Origin of the sequence: Bradyrhizobium sp., from assembly GCF_035701725.1 — a bacterium.
Taxonomy (GTDB): Bacteria; Pseudomonadota; Alphaproteobacteria; order Rhizobiales; family Xanthobacteraceae; genus Bradyrhizobium.
This window is the reverse complement of record NZ_DASSRP010000368.1, coordinates 1-4,841: the sequence shown is the minus strand read 5'-3', so window position 1 is coordinate 4,841 and position 4,841 is coordinate 1. Positions and strand designations below refer to the sequence as shown.

Below are 4,841 nucleotides of genomic sequence, written 5' to 3'. Positions count from 1 at the left end.
GTTGGGATCGAGCCGTAGCGTGTCGTTCAGGTCAGACATCGCGTGGGTGATATCGCCTTTGCCCTTGTAGATCTCGGCGCGCGAGAAATAGGCGAGCGCGTAGGCGGGATCGAGGCCGATCGCCTCGTTGAGATCCGCCAGCGCACGATCGAGGTCGCCCTTGCTCTTGTAGAGATTGCCGCGCGCGGCGAGGCCCCAGGCGTTTTTCGGGTCGAGCCGCAGCGCCTCGTTGAAATCGGCAAGCGCGTGCTCGAGATCCGACTTGCTCAAGTAAACATTGCCGCGATTGAGATAGGCGGAAGCAAGGTTGCGATAGGTGCGGATCGACTCGTTGCAATCAGCCAACGCCCGCTCAGCATCCTTTTTCGCCCACCACCATCCGCAGCGGCTGCTCAAGGCGCTGGCTCGATCCTGCGATGATAATTTGGAGTCGCCGACGACGCGATCGCACGCGGCGATTCCTTCATCGGCCTTGTTGAGTTCGCCAGCGAACTTGCAGCGGTCGAGATCGGCTTGATCGGCTGCCGGCGCGGCGTTGAGCGACATCACGAGGGCGGCCAACGCGGACGCAAGCACTGAAAAACGCAATCTTTCCTCCCGTGGTTTTCGCTCGCCGCCGTCTCGACGCACGCGACTACCTACGTTGGCGGGCGCGGGTCCTGCAACATCGTTGTCCGGCCGGCTGCGCTGCGCGATTGATGGGCTCGTATTGCCACTGGGAAAGGCGTCCAAGAATCTGACGTTGAAGTGCCGCAACTTGCACAACGTTACGGCGAGAATTTCGCCTCAAGGAATTTTGAGTCACGCCCATGCCGTCAAGAGGTGGCGATAATCTCTTTTTTGAATCAAGTGCTTATAGATTTCTCTGTCTCGGGCTTGTGTGTGCACAATTTGCAACACCCTTCCGAAAAAGGTCTGTGACAAAGAGTCATTGGCCCAATTTAAATTGCCTTTTGGCCTACGAGCAGCAACTCTCGGAACAAGAAATAGGCACGTCGGATTCGTCGCGTTCGGATCACTTCCGATGACGAAGGGGCAAAGTAAAAACACGGCGGCCTAGGGTGGTTTGGCGTTTTACACGACGAGGGGACACATGAAATCGAACAGCAAGGCACTATTGGCGGCGGCGGGCTTGGCGGCTCTCGCCTTCTCGCCAGCAAACGCCTTCGAAGGCGGCGTGCAGTGGCAGCAGAAGCCGGGCATCTTCATCGGCGCCAGCGCCGGTGTTCCGCCCCCGGGCATCTACATGTTCGATCAGGTCTTCACCTACCAGACCAACGTGTCAGGTCCGCTGACGAATGCTATCGGCACCACCAAGAACGGCGTGCAGGCCGCGGTCGACATCCAGGGCTTCGTCTTCGTTCCCGGCTGGACCTTCCTCGGTGCGACGTACGACGCAGTCCTCGCCCAGCCATTCGGCATGGTGAGTGTCGGCAAGCCGCTATCCGGTCCTCCGAACCTGACCCAGATCGACCAGTTCTCGGGCGTCCACAACACCTACTTCGCCCCGGTCGAATTGAGCTGGAAACTCGGTACCAGCGGCTTTGTCGTCAAGGCCGGATTGGGCATCTTTGCGCCGACCGGCACCGTGCAAGGTGCAACCGCCGCCATGCCCGTCGGCCTGGCCTCTAGCTCGAACGGTTACGCTAACTTCGGCAACAAGTACTGGACCTTCCAGCCTGAGTTGATCCTCTCTTATCTGAAGGACGGTTGGAACCTGAGCGCCGCGATCTACGACGAGTTGAACACGGCCAACCAGCAGGATCACTATACCCAGGGTGACGTCTTCCACGTCGACTGGACCGCCACCAAGACTATCGGCAAGTGGACCTTCGGTCCGGTCGGCTACTACGCCGCCCAGGTCTCGAACGACAAGTGCTCCGACGCGGTCTGCTTGGCGCTGCATCCAGGTATCTTCGCCCCCGGCATTGGATTTATCCCGGGCACGGGTGGTATCACCGGCAACACGCAGCGTTGGCAGTTGGCCGCGGTCGGTGGTCTCGTCGAATACAACTTCGGCCCGGCAAGCTTGACGGTGTGGGCGACCCAGGAAGTGTACGCTCATGCATCGGGCGGTTCGCTGGCCCCCGTTGCTCCCACCACCGACCTGTCCTTTACCACCAAGGGCATGACGGTTTTGGCAACGCTCAGCTATCGCCTCTGGGCGCCGGAAGAGCCGGCCAAGGCACCGATGTTCCACAAGTAACATCGATAGCCTCTCTGATCTGACAAATCCCCCTTCCGGCATCAGCCGGGAGGGGGATTTCCTTTTGGGAGGTGCCGAGCGAGCGGCCTCCTTGGCTCGGTGGGCTCGACAGGCCTCTGTCAGGGCTGCGCACGCAACCGAGCCTTTCCGGCGCGGTGGACCTGAGGGGGCGGAGAGCGAGAGGACTGATCGCGCGAATGCTATTCGGCGTTGCCGCGGTGCAGATCAGCTTCGATCTGCAGCCGCGTGCCGCCGCCGAAACGGGTGCGATAGACCTGCAGGTTCTCCATGATCCGCTGCACATAGTTGCGCGTTTCCGAGAACGGGATCAGTTCAACCCAGTCGACGGCGTCGACCTTGGGATCGCGCGGATCGCCGTAACGGTCGATCCATTTCTTCACGCTGCCGCGCCCGGCATTGTAGGCCGCAAAGGTCATGATGTAGGAGCCGCGATAATCGTCGAGCAGCCCGCCGAGCTCTGCCGCTCCGAGCGCCGCGTTATAGACGGGATCTGTCTTGAGGCGGGTGAGGTCGAAATTGGCGCCGTATTTCTTGCAGACATATTTGCCGGCATCCGGCGTCACCTGCATCAGGCCATAGGCCTGGGCCGGCGATACGACGGCAGGATTGAAGGCGCTCTCCTGCCGCGCGATGGCGTAGATGATGCTCGGCTCGACCTCGGGGCCGATCGACCTGAACGGCGGAATGCCGGTGACAGGATAGGCGTAGTGATCGAACGGCAGTCCGCGATTGAGCGCAGCCTTACCCATCAGCAGCATGCCGCGGGCGTCGCTGTAGCGGGCAGCCAGTTCGCCGAGGCCAACCAGCGCGTCGGCGTCGCCGTTCTCACCCATGTCGGCAAAAATCGGCACCGCGATCTCGCTTTCGCCGAGTTCGTAAAGCAGTTGCACCGCGCGCACGATCTCCAGCCGTTCGACGGCGCGGCCGCGCGCACTCGGCACCCCGTTGAGCTCGAGCTGGGGCAGGCCGAGCTTGGCGCGAGCCAGCTGGCCGTAATAGCTGGTCGACTGTTCCGCCGCCGACGCATAGGCATTGCGGGCTTCCTGGGTACGCCCGGCAGCCTCAGCCGCGCGGCCCTGCCAATATCCGGCGCGTGCCAGGGTGGTCGGATTGACGCTGCCAACGCCGATACGCGCAAAATGCTGGGCGGCGGTCGCGGGATCATTGAGAAAGCGCAGCGCGATCCACCCCGCCGTGAACTCCTGTTCGGTCTTGTAGATGTCGCGCGAGGGCAGCGCCGCGTCGCGCGCGATCAGATACGCCGTGCGATATTCGCCGACATCGATCATCTTGCGCGCGAGCAGGCGCCGTTCGATCCACCATTCGTCCATGTTGAAGAGCCGGCCGGGGTCCTTCGGCGCGCTCAGCATCAATTGCGCGGCTTCGGGAAACTTCTCTTCGCGCCGCAGCAGCTGGATGCGGCTGAAGAGATAGCCGGGATCGCTGCGCAGCTCGCCCGGCACCGCCTCCAGCAGGGAGCGGGCGTTGCCTGCCTTGTGAAAGCCCGCGATACGGGCCTTTGCCAGCGCGACGTGGCCGCTGCCGAGGCGCTTTGCGGCACGCAGGGCAATCTCATGCTCGCTGCCGTAGAGGAAGTAGTCCATCCGCGCCTTGTGATCGCCGGGCGTGATCAAGGCCCCGAAAAGGTCGAGCGCCGTATTCTCGGTGTCTTCGGACATCGGATCGTTGCGCCAGGCGTCCCGCACCAAGCGCTCGGCATTGGCCCTGTCGCCGCGCCCGATCATGACCCGCGCCAGCGCAAACTTGCCCTTGGCCGAGATCGGCGATTCATTCTCGAACCACGACCAGACGGTCGCATCCTCGCGATGGTCATCCCAGAGCGCGGCCTCCAGGCGCCGCCGCAGGAAGGTCTGTGAAGGCCAGCTCGGATTGGCTGATATGAAGGCGCGGTACCGTTCGACGGTGGCGCCATTGTCGTCGCTGCGCAATACGATCCACTCCGCAAGTTTTCTTGCAAGCGGATCGGCGATGGTGGTTTCGGCCTGGCTCGCATCGGCCGGCTTATGCTTGCGCACGAGGTCGATAACGTTCTCCAGTGCTTCCTTGTCGCTGGCCGAGGTTGACGACGTGCTCGCCACCGCGGCGGGGACCGCAGGCTTGCGGGCGGAGACCGGCGGCAGCGCGGCGTGCTGTCGCGTGGCCGGCGCCATCGCCGCATTGGGGGGCGCTGCGGGAGGCGCTAAGGCGGTTGGCTTGTGAGCTGTCTTGCCGGATGCCTTGTCCGCAGTTTTCTCGGCCTTCTCGCTCCTGGGCACGACGCTGCGCGCGATCGGGCGCGCCTTGGGCATGGGGACGTTGTGCTTGGCCCCCGCCTGCTTCGTCGCGGTCTCTTTCTTGGCCGCCGCCTCTTTTTTGGCGTCGGGTTCCTTTGCGATGGCTTGCGCGCCGATCATGAGCGCGAGCGCGGTCGCCAGGGTCGTGGCCATGGCGGTCGAACGCAAAGCTTTGGCGCGAGAGAAACGGATCACGGCATTCCTGTGCGGCGAATCACGAGAGACCAGTAAGGCCCAGTTTATTGAATAATTGGAAAAAACGCCCGGTACGCTGGAACGGGGCACTACGGGGCGCTGTTTGCGTCACCACCACGGCAAAA

Annotated in this window: 3 protein-coding genes; 1 reads left to right on the top strand and 2 read right to left on the bottom strand. The window is 62.7% G+C overall.

The features are described from left to right. On the bottom strand, positions 1–588 hold a 588-nt coding region (locus tag VFL62_RS22070; protein ID WP_325174513.1), incomplete at its 3' end, for a tetratricopeptide repeat protein. Between the two features lie 505 nt (positions 589–1,093). On the opposite strand from VFL62_RS22070, the gene VFL62_RS22065 reads away from it, so the two are divergent. Next, on the top strand, positions 1,094–2,206 hold the full coding sequence (locus tag VFL62_RS22065) for a transporter (protein WP_325174512.1): 1,113 nt from the start codon (positions 1,094–1,096) through the stop codon (positions 2,204–2,206). 200 nt (positions 2,207–2,406) lie between these two features. Here the strand turns inward: VFL62_RS22065 and VFL62_RS22060 are convergent, their stop codons facing one another. Beyond that, on the bottom strand, positions 2,407–4,674 hold the full coding sequence (locus tag VFL62_RS22060) for a lytic transglycosylase domain-containing protein (protein WP_325174511.1): 2,268 nt from the start codon (positions 4,672–4,674) through the stop codon (positions 2,407–2,409). Positions 4,675–4,841 lie beyond the last annotated feature (167 nt).

Coding starts and splice junctions, on each gene's coding strand:
- VFL62_RS22065 (WP_325174512.1), top strand. CDS start 1,094: ATGAAATCGAACAGCAAGGCACTATTGGCGGCGGCGGGCTTGGCGGCT.
- VFL62_RS22060 (WP_325174511.1), bottom strand. CDS start 4,674: ATGGCCACGACCCTGGCGACCGCGCTCGCGCTCATGATCGGCGCGCAA.